Source organism: Variovorax sp., assembly GCF_965279555.1.
In the GTDB taxonomy this organism is placed as follows: Bacteria; Pseudomonadota; Gammaproteobacteria; order Burkholderiales; family Burkholderiaceae_C; genus Variovorax.
Genome location: NZ_OZ257247.1, coordinates 5,164,786 through 5,183,300, shown reverse-complemented (window position 1 = coordinate 5,183,300; position 18,515 = coordinate 5,164,786). Strand labels below are relative to the sequence as shown.

19 protein-coding genes are annotated in these 18,515 nt (G+C 67.8%); 7 read left to right on the top strand and 12 right to left on the bottom strand.

The window, feature by feature from the left end; genetic code table 11:
* Positions 1 to 30 precede the first annotated feature (30 nt).
* On the top strand, positions 31 to 273 hold the full coding sequence (locus ACQY8B_RS24265; RefSeq protein WP_422084267.1) for a DUF3883 domain-containing protein: 243 nt from the start codon (positions 31 to 33) through the stop codon (positions 271 to 273).
* Between the two features lie 3 nt (positions 274 to 276).
* Here ACQY8B_RS24265 and ACQY8B_RS24260 read toward each other — a convergent pair whose 3' ends face one another.
* On the bottom strand, positions 277 to 945 hold the full coding sequence (locus ACQY8B_RS24260) for a hypothetical protein (RefSeq protein ID WP_422084266.1): 669 nt from the start codon (positions 943 to 945) through the stop codon (positions 277 to 279).
* A gap of 287 nt (positions 946 to 1,232) precedes the next feature.
* On the opposite strand from ACQY8B_RS24260, the gene ACQY8B_RS24255 reads away from it, so the two are divergent.
* The 3 genes from ACQY8B_RS24255 to ACQY8B_RS24245 all read left to right on the top strand — a co-directional run bounded on the left by ACQY8B_RS24255 (position 1,233) and on the right by ACQY8B_RS24245 (position 3,732).
* Entirely contained in the window at positions 1,233 to 1,754 is a 522-nt protein-coding gene (locus tag ACQY8B_RS24255; protein WP_422084265.1) for a hypothetical protein, read from the top strand.
* Between the two features lie 112 nt (positions 1,755 to 1,866).
* Positions 1,867 to 2,352: a hypothetical protein gene (locus ACQY8B_RS24250; RefSeq protein WP_422084264.1), complete on the top strand. Its 486-nt coding sequence runs from the start codon at positions 1,867 to 1,869 to the stop codon at positions 2,350 to 2,352.
* 132 nt (positions 2,353 to 2,484) lie between these two features.
* Positions 2,485 to 3,732: a metallophosphoesterase gene (locus tag ACQY8B_RS24245; RefSeq protein ID WP_422084263.1), complete on the top strand. Its 1,248-nt coding sequence runs from the start codon at positions 2,485 to 2,487 to the stop codon at positions 3,730 to 3,732.
* Positions 3,733 to 3,742: 10 nt separating this feature from the next.
* Here ACQY8B_RS24245 and ACQY8B_RS24240 read toward each other — a convergent pair whose 3' ends face one another.
* The 4 genes from ACQY8B_RS24240 to ACQY8B_RS24225 all read right to left on the bottom strand — a co-directional run bounded on the left by ACQY8B_RS24240 (position 3,743) and on the right by ACQY8B_RS24225 (position 7,458).
* Complete coding sequence (locus ACQY8B_RS24240) at positions 3,743 to 4,252, bottom strand: polyhydroxyalkanoate granule-associated phasin (RefSeq protein WP_422084262.1); 510 nt, start codon at positions 4,250 to 4,252, stop codon at positions 3,743 to 3,745.
* A 146-nt stretch (positions 4,253 to 4,398) separates the two neighbouring features.
* Entirely contained in the window at positions 4,399 to 5,382 is a 984-nt protein-coding gene (locus tag ACQY8B_RS24235; RefSeq protein ID WP_422084261.1) for a lysylphosphatidylglycerol synthase domain-containing protein, read from the bottom strand.
* A 19-nt stretch (positions 5,383 to 5,401) separates the two neighbouring features.
* Positions 5,402 to 6,673 carry a cardiolipin synthase ClsB gene (gene clsB / locus ACQY8B_RS24230; RefSeq protein ID WP_422084260.1) on the bottom strand — a complete coding sequence of 424 codons (1,272 nt, stop codon included), beginning with the start codon at positions 6,671 to 6,673 and terminating at the stop codon, positions 5,402 to 5,404.
* Between the two features lie 11 nt (positions 6,674 to 6,684).
* A complete protein-coding gene (locus tag ACQY8B_RS24225) occupies positions 6,685 to 7,458 on the bottom strand; it encodes an endonuclease/exonuclease/phosphatase family protein (protein ID WP_422084259.1) in 774 nt (257 codons plus the stop codon).
* A 222-nt stretch (positions 7,459 to 7,680) separates the two neighbouring features.
* Here ACQY8B_RS24225 and ACQY8B_RS24220 point away from each other — a divergent pair, with 222 nt between their 5' ends.
* Positions 7,681 to 8,109, top strand: coding sequence for a serine/threonine protein kinase (locus ACQY8B_RS24220; RefSeq protein ID WP_422089043.1), 429 nt, complete (start codon positions 7,681 to 7,683; stop codon positions 8,107 to 8,109).
* A gap of 106 nt (positions 8,110 to 8,215) precedes the next feature.
* Here ACQY8B_RS24220 and ACQY8B_RS24215 read toward each other — a convergent pair whose 3' ends face one another.
* The 7 genes from ACQY8B_RS24215 to ACQY8B_RS24185 all read right to left on the bottom strand — a co-directional run bounded on the left by ACQY8B_RS24215 (position 8,216) and on the right by ACQY8B_RS24185 (position 15,551).
* Complete coding sequence (locus tag ACQY8B_RS24215) at positions 8,216 to 8,770, bottom strand: Spy/CpxP family protein refolding chaperone (RefSeq protein ID WP_422089042.1); 555 nt, start codon at positions 8,768 to 8,770, stop codon at positions 8,216 to 8,218.
* A 184-nt stretch (positions 8,771 to 8,954) separates the two neighbouring features.
* Positions 8,955 to 9,851 carry a pirin family protein gene (locus ACQY8B_RS24210; RefSeq protein WP_422089041.1) on the bottom strand — a complete coding sequence of 299 codons (897 nt, stop codon included), beginning with the start codon at positions 9,849 to 9,851 and terminating at the stop codon, positions 8,955 to 8,957.
* A gap of 46 nt (positions 9,852 to 9,897) precedes the next feature.
* Positions 9,898 to 10,683, bottom strand: a complete 786-nt coding sequence (locus ACQY8B_RS24205) for a GNAT family N-acetyltransferase (protein ID WP_422089040.1) — start codon at positions 10,681 to 10,683, stop codon at positions 9,898 to 9,900.
* A gap of 5 nt (positions 10,684 to 10,688) precedes the next feature.
* A complete protein-coding gene (locus ACQY8B_RS24200) occupies positions 10,689 to 11,879 on the bottom strand; it encodes a biosynthetic peptidoglycan transglycosylase (protein WP_422089039.1) in 1,191 nt (396 codons plus the stop codon).
* 89 nt (positions 11,880 to 11,968) lie between these two features.
* Complete coding sequence (locus ACQY8B_RS24195; protein WP_422089038.1) at positions 11,969 to 12,538, bottom strand: hypothetical protein; 570 nt, start codon at positions 12,536 to 12,538, stop codon at positions 11,969 to 11,971.
* The gene (gene xrtQ / locus ACQY8B_RS24190) at positions 12,519 to 13,448 is read right to left on the bottom strand and encodes an exosortase Q (protein WP_422089037.1); all 930 of its coding nucleotides are present in this window, start codon (positions 13,446 to 13,448) and stop codon (positions 12,519 to 12,521) included. Before xrtQ ends, ACQY8B_RS24195 begins: the two co-directional genes overlap by 20 nt.
* 27 nt (positions 13,449 to 13,475) lie before the next feature.
* Positions 13,476 to 15,551 carry a VIT and vWA domain-containing protein gene (locus tag ACQY8B_RS24185; protein WP_422089036.1) on the bottom strand — a complete coding sequence of 692 codons (2,076 nt, stop codon included), beginning with the start codon at positions 15,549 to 15,551 and terminating at the stop codon, positions 13,476 to 13,478.
* A gap of 206 nt (positions 15,552 to 15,757) precedes the next feature.
* Between ACQY8B_RS24185 and creD the strand changes: the two genes are divergently transcribed.
* Both creD and ACQY8B_RS24175 read left to right on the top strand, forming a co-directional pair.
* Entirely contained in the window at positions 15,758 to 17,224 is a 1,467-nt protein-coding gene (gene creD, locus ACQY8B_RS24180; RefSeq protein WP_422089035.1) for a cell envelope integrity protein CreD, read from the top strand.
* Positions 17,221 to 18,513 carry a glycoside hydrolase family 3 N-terminal domain-containing protein gene (locus ACQY8B_RS24175; protein WP_422089034.1) on the top strand — a complete coding sequence of 431 codons (1,293 nt, stop codon included), beginning with the start codon at positions 17,221 to 17,223 and terminating at the stop codon, positions 18,511 to 18,513. Before creD ends, ACQY8B_RS24175 begins: the two co-directional genes overlap by 4 nt.
* Positions 18,514 to 18,515 lie beyond the last annotated feature (2 nt).

Here is an 18,515-nt window from a genome sequence, read left to right as displayed (position 1 = left end):
AGTTCCAAGGGCGACGGCCTGGGGTACGACGTGCTGTCTTTCGACACCGACGGCCGCGAACGGTATATCGAGGTCAAGACAACGAGCTTCGGCAGCGATACGCCGTTTTTCGTCTCCCAGCGCGAGTTGGCGCTCTCCAAGCACGAGAGAACCCAGTTCCATCTCTATCGGCTCTTCGAATTCCGCAAGGCGCCGAAGATGTTCGATCTGGTCGGCAACCTGGAACAACACTGTCAACTCGATCCGGTGAGCTATCGCGCCGCGTTTTGCTGAACCTCAGCGCTGCTGGGGACACCCCAGCCTGAACTGCCGGTCCCGCGTGCGCTTGCGCTCGTCCCGCAGCCAATCCTGCGAGTACGCGCCTTGCGGCTGCCGAGCAATCGCATCGATCCAGTTGATGTGTTCGGCAAGGCCGCTGCATTCGGCCATTTCGTTCGCCACGTTCTGCGCGACTTGCCTTTCGTATTGATGCTGTTTCGCGGCGACGGCCGCGTTGTCGCGGATCGAAGCCTCGCGCGCTTCCGGGCTCATGCCGTCGGCGATGTTCACGTCGCGCCGCAGGCGGACCGTCGTGGCGCGCGAGCCTTCGGGACACGGGCCGTCGGAGTAGGCGGCCTTGCCTGACGGGGTCAGGCACTTGGTCACCTCGAAGCTGTCGGGGCCGCTCGCTCCAGGGGAGTCCACGGGCGGGGAGGGCGCGCGCCGGACCTCCTGCGCGGGCGGCGCGATGCTGGGCGGTGCCGCCATCGGCCCGGCGGATTGCTTCGGCGCCCGTTGCTGCGCCAGCAGCCACTCCGCACCCATATAGAACAGATACACCGCCACCACGGCCAACGCCAGCCACAGCGCCCAATGACGCTCCGGCTTCGGTCGCAGGCCCTGCTCCCACGCGGTCATCGCCTCGCGGCGTTCGCGCATCAGGTCGTAGTCGTCGTCGGGCTTCATGGGACCGCAGTATCTCCGGCCTCGACGCACCGCCGTAGACCTGCCCCATGCACCCTGGGGGACTTCGGCGGCAAAGCATCCCGGAAACGGCCGCATCAGGGTTTGCGTGAGGTCTGTCAGCAAATGTGGCTTACATGGCCGTCACACGGGCGTCACCAGCTATGAAAACAATAGCATTCACATTCAATCCGAGGATCGTTCCTCGTAAACGCTATATCTAGCCCGACTCTTGCTAAGCAAAATCCTCGTCGGATTTCACGTCACGCAAGATCGAGGACCACACAGCAATGAACCCTACGCGTCTCCGCCGGCCACTGGCCGCGCTGGTTTTGGGCGGCACAGCAGCATTCCTCGGGGCCTTCACTACGGCCCACGCGTTCTCGAACCCACCCATCCAGGTGGCGCAGGGCATCGAATACATGAGCGGCGGCGCCGCCCGGGATGAGGCGGCCTTCATGGAAATGGTGTCGCCCCGCTGGGCCGCGACCATCGCGTTCGGCGTGAGCGACGGCAAGGGTGCGCAGCAGCCCGGCTTCCCTGCCAAGGCACATGTCGAAGTGCGCCAGAAGTACACCGGCCAGGCGGTGATGACCGTGGATTCCCAGGCGCCGTACATGCTCGCGCGCCTGAATCCCGGCGCCTATGACGTGAACGTGACGCTGGGCGGCCTGACGCTGACACAGTCGCTGGTGGTGATTGCCGGCGTGCCGGCGCGTGCGTCGTTCGTGTGGCCGTCGAACTTCGACATGGCCTCGGTCGCGCCGCCGCTGCCGCAGGCGCTGGCGCAGACCGCCTCGGCGACCCGCTGAGAAAAGATGCGCGCCGCATGACGGCGCGCGCTTCGGTCAGCCTTTCCTAAGTCGCGCCCCGCACAGTGGCGCTGTGGTTTCTCGCCACTACGAACAGGAAAGGATCCAGACCATGACCTCCCGCTTTTCATCGCGCATGCGGCCCGTGGCGGCCGCGATGCTGTGCGGCGCCGTTCTGCTCGGCGCGTTCTCGTCGGCGCAGGCCGCGGTGAACCCGCCGATCTACATGACGCACGGCATCGAGTACATGAGCGGCGGCATCGGCAGTGACGAAGCGCAGTTGATGGAAACCGTGCTGCCGCGCTGGCCCGCCAGTTTCGAGTTCGCGATCAAGGACCACAAGGGCGCCGAGTTCGCCGCCAACGTGCACGTTACCGTGCGCGACAGCAGCGGCGTGGCCCTGCTGGACGACGTGGTGTCGGGCGGCCCGTTCATGGTGGCCCGGCTCGACCCGGGCAACTACGAAGTCGAGGCCCGCATCGGCAGCCAGGTCCTGAAGCAGCAGCTGCGCGTGCCGCAGGGTGCGTCCGCCAAGGCCACCTTCGTCTGGCCGGCGGGCACCGACATGGCTTCGGCCGGCACGCGCACGGTGCAATAACGGGTGAAAACGGGCGCCGGCACCGCATGCCGCCGGCGCAGGTTTCCTGGCTCCGGTTGGGTCACAACGCCCGCTATCCGGGCGCCTCTCGCTATAGAAAAATAGCGTTTGCGGCGCCCTTGGGCGACTTGAATGCGCGGCATGCGCCTTGCAGGTGGTGTATCCCGGGCAATGCCCGACCCCATTGCCCCGATGCCGATCCGTCCCCTGAGCGCGCTGACCGCGCTGCTCCATGCCTACATCGCGCTGCGCCTGCTGCCCGCGCTCGCCGTGCTCACGCCCGCATGGCCGCTGGCGCTGCTTGCGCTGGTGGTCTCGGCGGTCACGATTCCGCTGCCTTTCCTGTCGCGCCGCATCGAGCGCAACGCGTCGATGGGCGAGGCGATCAAGTGGATCGGGCTGATCAGCATGGGCTGGTTCTCCTCGATGTTCGTGCTGACGCTGGCGCGCGACGCGGGCCTGCTGCTCACGTGGCTGGCCGGCGCATTGGGCGGCGTGCAGGTGCAATGGAACACGCTGCGCCCATGGACCGCGCTGGCGGTGCTCGCCGTGGCCACGGCCACGTCGGCGGTCGGTTTTCTGAATGCGCGGCGCACGGCCAGCGTGAAGCGTGTCGACGTGCCGATCCGCGGGCTGCCGCAGGCGCTCGAGGGCTTCACGATCGCGCAGCTCAGCGACATCCATGTCGGGCCGACGATCAAGAGCGGGTACATCCAGCGCATCGTCGACGCGGTGAACCGGCTGGGCGCCGACACCATCGCCATCACCGGCGACCTGGTGGACGGCAGCGTGCCGGAACTGCGCGAGCACATCGCGCCGCTGGCCGGGCTGCGTGCGCGGCACGGCACTTTCGTGGTCACGGGCAACCACGAGTACTACGCGGGCGCGCATGCCTGGATCGCCGAGCTGCGCCGCCTGGGCCTGAAGGTGCTGCTGAACGAGCATGTGGTGCTGCAAACGCGCAATGTGCGCGGCGCCCAGACCGATGAAGAGCTGTTCGAAAGCGCGCTGGTGCTGGCCGGCGTGACCGACTTCACCGCCGGGCATTTCGACGCGGCCCATGCCAGCGACCCGCACCTGGCGCTGCACGACGCGCCGCCGCTGGTGCACACCCGTGTGCTGCTGGCGCACCAGCCGCGCAGTGCGCCGCTGGCTGCAGCGGCCGGCTACCAGCTGCAGCTGTCGGGCCACACGCACGGCGGGCAGTTCTTTCCGTGGAATTTTTTCGTGCCGATGCAGCAGCCTTTTACGGCGGGCCTGCACCGCCTGCACGACATGTGGGTCTATGTGAGCCGGGGCACCGGCTACTGGGGCCCGCCGAAGCGCTTTGGCGCGCCCTCCGAGATCACGCTGCTGACGCTGGTGCCTGCGGCCGCCTGAGCGGCTTCGATCAATCGGGGCTGGATTCGAGCTCGGCCAGGCGCCGGGCGTTCGACGTGGCGGCCGCGCGAATCGGCTCCAGGCCTTCGCGTGCGATGTGCACCGCCATGTCGGACAGCTGGCTCGCCGCGCTCACCGTGCCGGCGGCCGACTGCACCAGCGCATCGCCGTGCGCCGCCGCCTGTGCCGGCGTGACGCTGCCGGCCAGCGAGAAGAACGCGGTGGTGCTCTGCACCCACTGCTGCAGCACACGGTTGGCCAGCGAGAGATGGCTGCTGTGCCACTGCTTCACCATCGCGATGCCAGACTCGCTCGCGGCGGCGAGCTTTTCATGGCCCATGAGCTGAAATTCCGCGAGATCGGCCGCGCTGGGCGCAAGCCCCGCCTTGGCGATGCGTTCGGTACGCATGCGGATCACGGAGCCGGAGGACAGCAGCATCTCGTTGGTCTTGAACGCCAGGTCGAACCACTGCATGAGCGGATGAACCAGACCGGGAGCGGAGGTGAGAGACGACGACATGGTGGGGTGTGCGCGAGAGGACGCTTGGAGGAGGTCAGGCCACTATAGGCCTCACGGGCAGAAATTGCTGCAGTGCAACAAATACAGATCGGTAATTTTTGTCGATCAAGTCCCGCTTTTCGATGTGCAAATTAAGCACACGGTTTTCATATTCCGTTTCCAGAGAACTCAGTCTTGCGCGACATCGCGCGCAGCCGCCTGGCACGCACCTCCGTGGCCAGGTAAGCCAGCGTCGCCGCCGTCAGCGGCAGCAGGTAATACAGGCCTCGGTAGGCCAGTAATGCGCCGAGCAACGTGGCCTCCGGCACCTGGTGTGCCAGCAGCGCCACGAACACCGCCTCGAGCACGCCGAGCCCCGCCGGCACATGCGTGACCACGCCGGCCACCGCCGCCACCAGCAGCACCGCCAGCACATGCGGATAGCCGACCGCGCCCTGCAGCAGGAACCAGATCACGCCGCCGATCAGCGACCAGTTGGCGCACGACATCGCCAGCTGCAGCAGCGCCATCGCGAGCCCAGGCGTCCTGAACGCATGCCCGCGCACGCGCCACACACGCCCCTTGGCAAAGGCGCAGAGCAGCACGTAGGACAGCGCCAGCATCAGCAGCACCGCGCCGAGCATGCGCAGCCCGTCGTTGCCGATCTTCCAGCCGGGCGGCAACGCCAGTGGCCAGAAGCAGAAGGCCACGCCGGCCACCAGCAGGTAGCCGATCCAGTTGGTCAGCATGCTGAAGCCCAGCACGCGCGTGATGGTCTCGTTGCCCAGCCCCAGCCTCGAATAGAGCCGGTAGCGGAATGCCACGCCGCCCACCAGCGAGCCCAGGTTGAGATTGAAGGCGTAGCTGATGAAGGTCACGCCCATCACCGTGCCGGTGCCGAGCCGATGCCGCGTGAGGTGCCGGCCCAGCAGGTCGTAGGTGCTGTAGAGCAGGAAGCTGCAGGCCGCCAGCGCGCCGGCCGCGAGCAGCGTGGTGGCGGGCAGCGCGCGGATCGCGTCGAGCACGTCGTCCCAGTCAATGGTGCGCGCCTGCCTCACCAGCAGCCATGCGATCAGCGCGAAGAAGCCCCACGCCGCAACGCGGCGGACCCGGGGCCACCAGGACTGGCGGGACAGGGCCAAGGTGCTCATGTGCGTATCGGGCCGCGGCTCAGGCGGCTTCCGTCTGCGTCGCGCCGCCGGTCGGCTGGCTGGTGCCGGTGTCGCGGCGGCTGGCGAGCTCGATGGCTTCGGCCGGCGTCAGGCGCGGCACGTGGCGCGGCAGCCTGCCCAGCAGCGCCGGATACCAGCGCAGGATGTGGAAGACGAAGAAGCTTCGCACCAGCCGCCAGCCGCTCCATTCGCTTGCGAGGTCGGCAGTGTCGATCTTCTTGCAGCTGTGCTGCATGAGATGGTCCAGCCGTTCCCACAGCACGCCGTTGAAGGCCTGGTCGCGCACGATCACGTTCGACTCGAGGTTGAGCGACAGGCTCAGCGGGTCGAGGTTGCTCGAACCCACGGTGCTCCACTTGTCGTCCATCAGCGCGACCTTGCCGTGCAGCGGGCGGTCGCAGTACTCGTAGATGCGCACGCCCGCATGCAGCAGGTGGTGGTACAGCATGCTCGCGGCGGTCTTGACGATCGGCATGTCGGGCTCGCCCTGCAAGATCAGCCGCACGTCTACACCGCGCCGCGCCGCGCGCCGCAGTTCCTTGATGAGCCGGTAGCCCGGAAAGAAATACGCGTTGGCGATCACGATGCGCTCGCGCGCCGCACGGATGGCGGCGCGGTACTGCTGCTCGATGTCGTTGGTGTGGCGGCGGTTGTCGCGCGTGACGAACATCGCGTCGGCCTCGCCGGCCCGCGCGTGCGCAGCAGCAGCCGGCGCCTGCCGCAGCCGGCGGCGGAACCAGCCCGCGCCCTTGCCGCCGAGCGCGATGGCGCGCAGCACGAACTGGTGAATCTCCGCCACGATCGGCCCGTGCAGCTCGACCGCGTAGTCCTGCTTGGCCTTGGGGCCGAAGTCGAGCAGGTGGTCCGCCGAGTAGTTGATGCCGCCGACGAAGGCGCGCTCGCCGTCGATCACCACGATCTTGCGGTGCATGCGGCGGAACACGTTGAGCCGCTTGCCGAGGAAACGCTGTCCGGGGTCGAACACGCGCACCTTCACGCCGGCCGACGTGAGGCCTTCGATGAACTCGCGCGTCAGGTCGGGCGAGCCGAAGCCGTCGATCATCAGGTCGACCTTCACGCCGCGCAGCGCGGCCTCGCGCATGGCGGCGTGCAGCTGCAGGCCGACCTTGTCCTCGAACAGGATGAAGGTCTCGACGATGGCTTCGCGCTTCGCCTGCCGGATGGCCTCGAACACGCGCGGAAAGAATTCCTCGCCGTTCTCGAGCAGCTCCACGCGGTTGCCGCCGGTCCAATGGTTGTTGTTGTTCATGGCAGTAGTGCTCAAAGGTCGATGTCCGCCACCAGCGGGGCATGGTCCGACAGGTGCGACCAGGGCCGGCGCGGCAGCACCACGGGCGCATGCACGCCGGCGTTGCGCACGTAGATGCGGTCCAGCGGCAGTATCGGAAAACGCGCCGGAAAGGTCCGCGCCGCGCGGCCGTGCGCATGCACGAACACCTCGCGCAGCGAAGCGCCTTTTTCGAGCACGGCGTGCGCGCGGCTGCGCCAGTCGTTGAAGTCGCCTGCCACGATCAGCGGCGCGTCGGCAGGCACCTCGTCGCGCACGATGTGGCAAAGCAGCTCGAGCTGCTGCTGGCGGTGCGCCTCGGCCAGGCCGAGATGCGCGCAGATCACATGCACGTCGACCACGCGGGCCGGCAGGCGCAGCACGCAATGCAGCAGGCCGCGCTTCTCGGGACCGCTCACCGACACGTCGTGGTTGCGGAAATGCACGATGGGAAATTTCGAGAGCACCGCGTTGCCGTGGTGCCCCTTGGGATACACCGCGTTGCGCCCGTAAGCGAACTGCGGCCACATGGTGTCGGCGAGGAATTCGTAGTGCGGCGCCTCGGGCCAGTTGCTCACCTTGCGCGAGTGGCGCGAATGCGTGCCCAGCACTTCCTGCAGGAACACCACGTCCGCGCCCACGGTGCGCACCGCATCGCGCAGCTCGGGCAGGATGAACTTGCGGTTGAGCGCCGTGAAGCCCTTATGGGTGTTCACGGTCATGACCTTCAGCGAGGCAGGCGCGGATTCGGTGGGAGAAGAAGACATCGTTGACCGGGTTGTACGTTGCCCCGCGCGCGCCGACTGTAGGAACGCGCCACCTTCTTGCGACCCCTTCGCGCGTGGGCGGCGGGCTCCTACAGCCACGCCTGCCGCACCCCCACAAAACACCAATCCGGTGGCTCCTACGGTGGGTTTCAGGGCTCGAGGCAACGGCCCTTCGTTTCATCCACCGATACAGAGACAGACAAGCCACAAGGAGCACACACCATGAAGCAAGCCATCTTCCACGCCACCGTTCTCGCAGCCCTGCTGGGCGCCGCCAGCATGGTCCAGGCGCAGGCCACGTCCATTCCCGCGCAGCCCAACCCCTCGGTCGGCGGCGAGGCCAGCACCATGACGCCGGCGGGCGTAGCCAATCCGCCGCAGCGGCCTGACAACTCGATACCTGCCTCGCGCGAATCGGTGAAGGCCGAGGCCCGCGCGCAGAACCGCAACAACGCCAACAGCATGGTGCCCAAGGGTGAGGCGAGCACCACGGTCAACCACCAGCCCAACGCCATGCCGCAGCCGACCGGCGAGATGTCGCGCGCCGAGGTCAGCCAGACCGGCCGCAAGGTCAAGCCGCAGTTCGGCCAGAAGGGCGAGCGCCCGGATGTCGTGACCAATCCGACGGACAAGACCGGCACGCCCAAGTAACCTAGGTAACGGCCGCCTTCGGGCCAGTGCAATGAAAAAGCCCGCAGCGCTTTCGCGCCGCGGGCTTTTTGTCGATGGCGCCGGCAACGGCGCCATGAAGCCGGGATCAGCCCTTGGCGGGCGCCTGGCCGCGTTGGCCGTCAGGGCCGCCGTGGTGCCCGCGATGGCCGCCGAAGTGCGCCGTCTCGGTGTCGAAGGTCTTCTGCTGCTCCGGCGAGAGCGTGGCGTAGAAGGTCTTCGTGGCGTCGGCACGCTTGGCGAACATGGCGCTGCGTTCGGCCTGGCGGGCCTGCATGCGCTCCAGGCGCTGCGGCGTGGTCAGCTTGGCGAACTCGGCACGGTCCATGTGCGGACGCGGGCCGGCGGGCGGCTGCGTCGCGGTGGTGAACGCGCTCCATGCGCCTTCCTGGGCCGAGCTCAGCTTGAGCTTTTCCTTCAGGGCAGCGAGGCGCTTGGCACGGCGCTCCTGCATGCGCTCCATGCGCTGTGCGGGGTCCATGCGCTTGTGCTGCGCCTTGGGCGCTGCGGCGGTGTCGGCCTGGGCCACCGCGGCACTGGGTGCGGTGGGGGCGGCCGGCGCTTGAGCGAAGGCGCCCGAAGAGGCGAGGGCTGCCGAACCCAGCAGGCTGGCCCAGACGATGCGTTGGCGAAGAGAAATCATGAGAAGTGCTTCCTTTCAAGAAGCCCGCCACCGATGGGCAGCAGGTGAGAAGAAGTGTGGAAGACCTCTGTATCGCGACCGTTAGCCCGGCGTGAGCTTGCGTAAAGAATGGTGAACACGGCCCGGAGAGCACCCGCGCCGGATGCCGTCTTTCGGTGGGTGGGCGACCACAGCCCGGCGCCGGTCAGCCGAGCTTGCCGTTCTGGAAGTCGTGCACCGCCTGCTTGATCTGCTCCTGCGTATTCATCACGAAGGGGCCGTACTGCGCGATGGGCTCGTGCAGCGGCTTCCCTGCAATCAGCAAGGCGCGCGCGGGGCTGTGGTTGGTCGCGCCCGCGCGCAGCGCCACGCCGTCGCTGCCCGCGTCGTTCGCCAGGATGGCCATGCGGCGCGTCGGTATCTCGCTGCCGGCGATCCACAGCGATTCGCGGAACACGTAGACCAGTGCGTTGTGATCGTCCGGCAGCGGCTGCGCGAATTCGGCGCCGGGCGGCAGCGTGATGTCGAGGTACAGCGGCTCGGTGTGCTCGCGGCGCACCGCGCCTTCGATGCCGTGGCTCGCACCGGCGATCACCCGCACATGTGCGCCGCCGGCGGTGGTGAATTCGGGAATCTCTTCATTCTGGATGTCGCGATACCAGGGCTCGCGCATCTTGTCCTTGGCGGGCAGGTTGAGCCACAGCTGGAAGCCTTCCATCAGGCCTTCTTCCTGCTCGGGCAGTTCGCTGTGCACGAGGCCGCGGCCGGCGGTCATCCATTGCACGCCGCCGTTCTCGAGCAGGCCTTCGTGGCCGGCGCTGTCGCGGTGGCGCATGCGGCCCGCGATCATGTACGTCACGGTCTCGAAGCCGCGGTGCGGATGGTTGGGAAAGCCGCCGATGTAGTCGCCCGGGTTGTCGCTGCCGAAGGCGTCGAGCATGAGGTAGGGGTCGAGCCGCTTCTGCAGCGGCTGCTGCAGCACGCGGGTGAGCTTCACGCCGTCGCCATCGCTGGTGGAAACACCGGCCACGATGTGGTCGATGCCGCGCGGCGTGGCGACGGGATCGGTGGGGTGGTTGGCGTGGTGGTTGGCGTTCTTCATGCGTCCATGGTGGCACTAACGGGCCCGTGGCGCCACCCGTGCGCTGTCAGCCGGCGGCTTGAAATCCGGCGCGCGGATCGTGGCCACGCCAGTAGCGGTACTGCCAGCGGGTTTCGAAACCCGCGCGCCTGTACAGCGCCAGCGCCGGCGGGTTCGCCGCATCGACCTGCAGGAACACCCGCTCGAAGCCGCGCGACATGGCCGCCTGCGCCAGGCCGGCCAGCACGCGTCCCGCGAGTCCCCGGCCGCGCTGCGCCTGGTCGGTGCGCATGCCGTGCACGCCGCACCAGCCGTGGCCGAACGCCATTGCGCCGGCAGCCAGGGTGCGGCCGCCTTCGCGCACGCTGGCAAACAGCGTGCCCTTGGCGCGCGAGAGGGTGCGCACGCGATGCGCTCCATCCACCGGATCGAAGCCTTCGCCGAGGAACAGCGCCGCCCAGGCGTCGTCGGGTGTCGTGTCGACATCGGCCGGTGCACCGCGGCCCTCGGCCACCTGCAGCATCCGCGGGGTCGAGCCGAGCTGCACCAGCGTCGGGTTGTCGCTGGCGTAGTGGCGCCGCTCCAGTTCGGCGCGCAGGCCGTCGAAACAATCCGCGTCGGCCAGGCGCAGCAGCGGCACGGCCTGTCGGTTGTCAAAGCGGTCTTCTATGCGGTCGAGGGTGGCTGCATCGACCGCGCCCCGGTGCAGCGGCACGGCGGACTTGGCGCGATTGACCGTGCCCTCGGCAAAGGGCAGCAGCCAGCCGTCGAGCTCTTCGGTCAGGTCGGGCGCCACCGCCGAGACGGTGGCGCGTTCGATGGCTTCGATGTCGGCTTCTGAAATCGGATTCATGAGGTTCATTGCGAGACGGCCTCGGGCGCCGTGAACTTAGCCGCGGTCACGCCCTTGAGCAGGGCCTCGCGCTGGTTCCGGCTGATGCCGCGGATGCTTTCGGCGACCCACTTGGTGCGGTCGGCGTCGATGTGGCCGTCGCGCCGCCATTGCTCGAGCACGGCCTGCGGCTTGTGCAGCATGGCCGCGAGCCACACGGCCTGCGCCGGCTCCAGCGTGCGCGCGCTGCGCTTGAAGTAGCGCCGCGCCGCCGCCTCGGCGCCGCAGATGCTGCCGCCCCACGGGGCGTTGTCGAGGTACAGCTGCAGGATGCGGGCCTTGCCCAGCGTCTGCTCCATCTCGACCGCGTAGAGCATCTCGCGCAGCTTGCGTTCGGCGGTGCGGTCGCTGCCCGTCACCAGCAGCTTGGCCAGCTGCTGCGTGAGCGTGCTGCCGCCGCGCTTGGCCTGGCCCGGCTTCTGGTTGTTGTCGATCGACGCGAGGATCTCGGTCAGGTCGTAGCCGGCATGGGTGAAGAAGCGCTGGTCCTCGGCCGCGACCACCGCGCGCGCCAGCCAGCTGTCGTTGGCCAGCCTGGCCGACGGGCCGCAACTGGTGCGCGCGTTGAGCATGGCCTCGGTGCCCAGCCCCTCGACCGTGAACTGGCTGATGGTCGGCTGCACCGCGAACGTGGCCTCGGGCAGCAACAGTTGCCCGTGCAGCGCCAGCGTGCCGCCGATGCGCGCGCTGCGCAGCTCCGGTAGCGTGGGCACCAGCACCGCATACCAGCGGGCGATGGGGGCATCTTCGACGTTGGCGCTGAGCTGCAGGTTCTTTGGCGAGAGCTTGCCTTCCCAGCGGCCGTGGAGCCGGGTCGTGTCGGTGCTCTCGGGCGTGGCCTCGAAGGTGCCGTTGAGGGTGTTGCCGTCGCGCTTGACGGTGGCCACCAGCCGCTCGACCTTGATCGGCTGGGTGCCGAGTGCCGGCACCTCGGCGCTGCAGGGCGCGCATTGCATTTCGAGCAGTTCGCCTGCGGGCTTCCAGGCGAAGCGCACGGCGCCGGCGCGGGTGTCTAGCGAGCGCCCGTCCAGGTAGGGCGCGAACCACGGCGACGTGGCCACGCGCACTGCGGTGGGCACGCCGATCTCGAAATTCAGCGGACCGGCCTTCACCGTGGTGCTCCATTCGCCGGCGGCCGGCGCAAGCGCCAGCTTCACTATCAAAAAGATAGCAACACACGCCGTGATGACAAGGGCCATCAGGCTGAAAAGCACAATTCGCAGGGTCTTCTTCACAGGCTCGTTTCTCAGATCGGTCTGGCCACGGTGACAGCTTGCCACGGTCCATGCGATTGGCCGCTGGCCGCTGCCCAGTACCAGCTTGAAGTGTCTGTGAAAGCCGTGCCCCGGGCGTCGACGATGCGCTCGCAAACACGGATTTTTTGCGCGCCGTGCCGTTGCGCAACAAAACAGCGCCACAAGCGCTCCTGCGCATCGCGTTCCAGCCGGGCCTGCTCGATGCGATAGCCCAGCGCGCGGTAACAGTCGGCCGCCGGGTGCAGCATGCGCGTGGGCTGCTTCACCTCGCGCATCACCAGGGTCTGCGTGCCGTCGGTCATGCGGCCGATGGCGCCCGGAAAGCTGTCGACGAAGCGCTGTTCCACGTCACTCAGCGCCAGCGGGCGCAGCGGCACGCCGTCCCACTGGCTGGGCCATTCGTGCGACGCGGCCAGGGCCACCGGCTCGGCCGGCGCACGCATTGCCGCGCCGGCCGACCACAGCATGCACAGCAGCATCGCCAGCGCGAAGGCCGACTTGTGGCCGATGCGGTTGATGAAATGGTTGGCGAGCCAGCGCTCAAAGAACGGTGTCGACATGGCGGCCTCCTTGGGTGGTGATCAGGCCCGGGATGGGTTGTTCGGCGAGTTCGGGCACATGGCGCTCCGGCACCATCAGGCGGGCGATGGCGGCGCACACGACGGCAAGCACCGCCAGGCCCAGCGTGTTGTGAGCCCAGGGCGCCAGCGGATGGCCGGCGCCTTCGAAAGCGATCAGCACGCTGTTGCGCACGATGTTCCCCGCCAGCACCAGCAGCCCGACCATCGGCAGGCGGCGCAGGAAGGTCTGGTCGCCGCGGCGCGCCCACAGCGCGACAGCAAAGGCGGTGAAATAGCCGAGCCAGACCATCTGCACGCCGGAGCAGGGCGCGTCGACGATCACGAGGCGGCCGTCGACCATCAGGCTGGTGCCTTCGCGCATCACGTCGAAGCCCGGCGCAAGCAGCCAGCGGCTCGCCTCGGCAGTGACCACCCGCAGCGGATAGCCCGCATAGAACTGGAGCGACGACAGCAGAGGCAGCGCCAGCACCGCGAGCCCCGCCACCGGCAACCTGCCCACGTTGCGCGGCAGGAAAGCCAGCAGCCCGCAGGCCAGCGCCAGCACCGCCACGAGCCCGGCGGCCAGCGGCGGCAGCGCGGGCAGCACGCCGAGTCCGGTGCGCAGCAAGGTCGCGAGCACGGTGCCCGCGCCCGCCAGTACGAGCCAGCCCAGCCGCGGCGAGGCACGCAACTCGCGCCGGCGGTTCCAGGTCAGCGCGGCCAGTGCGACCAGCGCCAGCAGGCCCAGCGGATCGTCGGAGCCGTCGCGCATGCGCTGGACCATCCAGGCCCAGGTCGGCATCAGCGCCAGGAACTGCAGGCCGAGCCAGCCGGCGGCCGGCGCGCGGTCGATGAAGATGCCCCAGTCGACGATGCGCGGGTGGCGATGGGCAAGTGCTGCCAGAGACATTCTTTTCTTTCTTTGTGATGCAGGCGTTCAGGCAGTGAAGCGGCGCGCGTCGTTGCGGCGGGCCCGGCGGCGCAGCATGGCGAGCATCGACAGCACGACGGCGATGGCGCCCAGCGTCTCGGGCTCGGGCGTGCTCGGCACCTCGGCGCCGAGCGCCAGCTCGCTCACGCCTTGCGGAAGGGGCAAGGGCTGGTTCACGTCCACGCTGTTCTGCGGCGCCACGTTGCGCACCACCTTGTCGACGGCAATGAAGCTCGTGTACTGGGTGAGCAGGCTGTACTTCAGGCCCAGCTCGGTGATGCGGTCCTTGAAGGCCGTACCGCCTTCCAGCGTTTCCTGGTCGCTCAGGCTCTGGATGCGGTGGCGGGCCCACAGCGTGCGCAGCGCCGCCGTGTCCTGACGGGTGCGCTCGTCGATGCGCACTTCCTGGCGATAGGGGCCGCTTGCGCCCTGGCCTTCGATGATCACGCGGCCCTTTGCCTGTCCGCTCGAATCCGCGCGCCACTTGCCGAACACGATCACCGGGCGTTCGCCGAGCACGTCAGGCAGGGCCTGCGGTTCCACGTCGTACACGTCGAGTCCGCCGAAGGTGGCCTTCACGTTCGTGAGCACCGGCGACTCGACCATGCGACGAAAACGCGCCGCCTGCTCGGGCGCCTGGATCGGGTCGGTGATGATGAACGGCTCGCCCATGCCGGCGCGCGCAATGCCTTCCATCAGGCTGCGGTTCACCGACGATCCGATGCCGAAGGCGAACACGTTGGCCTTCGACAGGTTCTTGCGCACCAGATCGAAGGCTTCGCGCTCGACCGTCACGTAGCCATCGGTCACGACCACCACGGTGCGCGACACCTTGTCTTCCTTCGGCTCGGCATACACGCGCTTGAGCGCCGGGATCAGCTCGGTGCTGCCGCTGCCGCTGTAGTTCTGGATGGTGGCCAGCGCCTGCTCGATGTTGGCGCGCGTGGCCGGCACCGACTTGGGCGAGAGCATCTTGTTGCTGCCCGAAAACAGCAGCACGTTGAAGGTGTCGCTCGGGCGCAGGCCGCCGATCAGGCGCTCGAGCACCGTCTTCGCGGTGTCGAGCGGAAAGCCGTGCATCGAGCCCGAGATGTCGACCACGAAGATGTAGTCGCGCGGCGAAATGGCGCTGGCGGCCACGGCCTTGGGCGGCTCGACCATCGCGAGGAAGAAGTTCTCGGCGTTCTCTCCCTGGCCCTTGTAGAGCATCAGGCCCGATTCGATCTTCTCGCCGGCCAGGCGGTAGTCGAGCACGAAGTCGCGGTTGTCCGCGGGGCGGCCGTCGGCGGTGAGCACGACGTCGGCGTGCTTGTCTTCGTCGCTCTTCTTCACGTCGATGGCGTGCGTGGTCGAGCGGATTTCCTTCAGGCCCATCGGCGTGTCGATGCTGGCCTTGAGCTTGAAGCTGGTGCCGCTCGCCACGCCTTCGGCGAGCGTGGGCTGCGCCACCCACTTGGCCTGTGCGTTGGCCGACTGCGGGCTGTTGTAGCGCGGGCCCACCACGGTCGGAAACACGAACTCGTAGTTGCCCGACTGCGGCACCAGCAGTTCGGTGTAGCGCAGCTCCACCTTCACGTCGTCGCCCGGCATGATGTTGGCGACGTTCATCTGGAACACGTTGGGCAGGTGCTGCTCCAGCAGTGCGGCGGTCTTGCCCTCTTTCTTGGCGGTGTCGTATTCGATCTGCGCCTGCTGCTTCTCGCGGATCTGCGCGGTGATGAGCCGGTCGGCCAGCCGCACGTTGAGGCCGCTCACCGCGGCCTTGGTCGATCCGGGGAAAACATACTTGGCCTCGATGGCGCGCCGGCCTTCGTTGCGATAGGTCTGCGTGACCGTCACGTCGGCGATCACGCCAGAGATCTTCACGGCCACCTCCGTGCCCTTCAGGGGCAGGCGGTCGACCGAGGGGTCGTCGCTCTTGACGAAGAAATACGGGCTCTCTGTCTTCAGGCGCGGGCCGGCAGGCGCTTCCTGCGCATGCAGCGGGCGCACGCTCAATGCGACGAAGGCCACGGTCGCCAGGCTCACGGTGGCGAGCCAGAGCCAGCGGCCGGGGCGTGGAGTGGTGGGGGCGTCGTTCATGGCGGTGTCCTTGCTCGTGCGAACTTGCACGGACATGACTGTCGGCACCGCGCGAGAAGCCAGTTGGAAGGCTCCTTGAAGTCGAACAAGCCGGTTCCCCGCTGTGTGAAGTCTGTGTGAAGGCAAGCGCGCAGGGTGCTTCACACAGCCTTCGGGTCGCGCGAAGAGCATCGCAGCTTCACCGATACCGACGAGGAGAGAAAAACATGCTTCAGTTGTTGAAGGCCTTGCAGAGTTCGATGCTGGTCAAGGTGGCCGGCCTGTTCTTCCTGCTGTTGCTGCTGTGCATTCCGCTCGCGGAAATCGATTCGATCAACCGCGAGCGCGGCGAAAGCCAGCGCGAAGCGGGCCACGAGCTTGCCGCCACCTATGCCGGCCGCCAGACGGTGATCGGCCCCTTGCTGCTGGTGCCGTATGTCGAACGCTGGATGGAGCCGCTGCGCAACGCGCAAGGCAAGGTGATCGGCCAGGAGCCGCGCAGCAAGGAAATGGCCCACGTGGTGTTCCCCGACAAGCTGCACATCGAAGGCACGATGGCGCCGCAGGAGCGCTACCGCGGCATCTTCAGGATTCCGTTCTATACGCTGAACGCCACGCTCGGTGGCGGCTTCGCGGCCTTCGACCCTAAGACCGTCTCGCACAGCGAGGCCGATTCGAAGATCGAGTTCAAGGCCCCGTTCGTTGCCTTCAACGTGAGCGACCTGCGTGGCCTCGACGGCTCGCCCACGGTGGCGATGGGCGGCGAGGCGCTCCGCTTCAGGCAGCGCGTGCCCGGCCTGGCCGATGATGCCTGGTTTGCCGACGGCATCCACGCACCTGTCACCGGTGCCGCGCTCGCCGCATGGCAGGCCGGCACCCCGGTCGCCTTCGAAATGAAGATCGGCCTGGTCGGGCAGGACACCCTTGCCATTGCGCCCATTGCCGAGGAAACGACCGCGCATCTCACCTCGCCCTGGGCCCATCCGAGCTTCGGCGGCCGCTTTCTCGCGGCCGAGCGCAGCGTGACGCCGCAAGGATTCGACGCGCACTGGCGCATGTCGTCGCTCGTCACCTCGGCGCGCGAGCAGGTGCGTTCCGGTCTTTCAGGCCGTGGCGGCCCCGCCGACGGCAACACGGCGGACGTGGCCAGCGCTAACACCACGGTCGCCAACATGAACATGCCGCGCCGCAATATCGGTCCGCTGCAGACCTTCGACGTGTCGCTCGCGCAGCCTGTCAACGTCTATTCGATGAGCACGCGCGCCGGCAAGTACGGCGCACTCTTCATCGGCCTGGTGCTGATGGCGGCCTTCATGTTCGAGCTGTTCCGCAAGCTGCGGCTGCATCCGATCCAGTACGGCCTGGTGGGCCTGTCGATTGCGTTGTTCTTCCTGCTGCTGCTCGCGTTGTCGGAGAAGTTCGCGTTCTGGATGGCCTACGCCGGTGCCGCTGCGGCCAGCGTCGTCCTGCTGGCGGTCTATTTCAGCGCGGTGCTGGAGGGCTGGCGGCGCGGGTTGTCTTTCGGCGCTTTCGTGGCGTTGCTGTACGGCGCGCTCTACGGGCTGCTCGCATCGGAAAGCAACGCACTGCTGCTCGGCGCATTGCTGATCTTCGGCATGCTGGCCGTGCTGATGCTCGTCACGCGCAAGGTCGACTGGTATGCGCTCTCGCGCCGTGCCGACAACATGCCATGAGAGCGCTGCGGATCATCGCCGGAGCGCTGGGCTGGCTTGCCCTGGCCGTGATGTGGTTCTGGGCATGGCACCTGAAAGACCCGCATCTGCGATTCATGCGTGCGTGGGAGCTGGGTCTGCTGCTGGGAGCGCTCGCCGTGGGTATCGCCGTCGCCTGGCGGTTTGCGCGGGGCAGGCTGCGTTCCGTGGCATTGGGCCTGGCCTTCGCGGCCTTGCTCACTGCGCTGGCCAACGAGGCCGCGTCGCGCCAGCACCGGGCCGAGGTCGAAGCCGCATCGGGCCCTGTCGCTCGGGCGCTCGGTGCACGCTTCATCGTCGGCTACGACGACGCGGCGCAGTTGCGCGACCGCGTGCGCAAGGGCCTGATCGGCGGAATTTTCGTGACCGGCCGTAATGTGAAAGGCCGCACCGCCACCGAATTGCGCGACGAAATCGCGAGCCTGCAGGCGCTGCGCCTAGAAGCCGGACTTCCGCCGCTGGTGGTCGCGACCGACCAGGAGGGCGGCGCCGTCTCTCGGCTCTCCCCGCTGGTCGAACCGCAACCCGCGCTGGCCACACTGCTGGACGCCGACGTCTCCGACGAGGAACTCGCGCAACGCGCCCACGCCTACGGCGCAAAGCAGGGCAAGGCGCTCGCTGCTTTAGGCATCACACTCAATTTCAGCCCGGTGGTCGACCTGCGCCCAGGCCGCGCGCCGGGCCGCTGGGACCTTCACACCCGCATCGACGAACGTGCCATTTCGGCCGACCCGGCCATCACCGCGCAGGTGGCGCTCGCTTACGAGCAAGGCCTTGAATCTGCTGGCGTTCGCGGCACGCTCAAGCACTTTCCCGGCCTGGCCGGAGTGACCGAGGACACGCACCATTTCGCCGCCGTGCTGCACACGCCGGCGGCCCGGCTTGCAACACATGACTGGAAACCATTTCAAGAAGTATCGAAACAATCTGACGCAGCGATCATGCTGGGTCATGTGATCCTTCCGGAACTCGACGCGGAACATCCAGTCTCTTTCTCGCGCAGAATCGTGCGGCAGGTGATTCGGGGCGAGTGGGGCTATCAGGGCCTGCTCGTCACAGACGACCTCACGATGGGCGCGGCCTACAACCGCGGTCTTTGCGACGCCACCGTCCGCGCCCTCGGCGCCGGGGTGGATCTGCTGCTGATCGCCTACGACCACGACAAGTACTTCGACGCCATGCACTGCGCGCTGCAGGCCGCGCAGCGCGGCGCACCCGATCTCCTGTTGCCGGAACGCGCCGACGCGCGGCGGCTCCAATCTTCTCGCTAGCC